Source organism: Dellaglioa sp. CoH-55-MRSF-8, assembly GCF_056782195.1.
This window is the reverse complement of the sequence record NZ_JBXAYH010000170.1, coordinates 1-289: the sequence shown is the minus strand read 5'-3', so window position 1 is coordinate 289 and position 289 is coordinate 1. Positions and strand designations below refer to the sequence as shown.

Sequence of the window (289 nt, the reverse complement as noted above, 5' to 3'; positions counted from 1 at the left end):
CGTCCCAAGTTTGAGCGTGCCACTCAGTCCATGTAAATAAAGAAGTGTCCACAACTACCCCAAGAGGTTCTTAATGCTGGAACGCGAATTCACGTTCAATCCACCGAACGAATTCATTGAACGCCATGACCCGTACAATCTGGTCATCAGGCAGTGTCGAGACTGGAGCAACAGCAGCCGTCGCGTGATGGTTGTGTTCCAGCATCTCGATTCGCGCGATCTGAAAGAAGGCGAGCTTCTTGGTGTACGGGAGACGCGTCTCCCGCTCGTAAATGCCTTGAAGTATGGC

1 protein-coding gene is annotated in these 289 nt (G+C 51.9%); it reads left to right on the top strand.

The features are described 5' to 3' along the window. Positions 1–73: 73 nt before the first annotated feature. A partial coding sequence (locus AC1RPW_RS08380; RefSeq protein WP_481769505.1) for a hypothetical protein occupies positions 74–289 on the top strand: 216 nt, incomplete at its 3' end.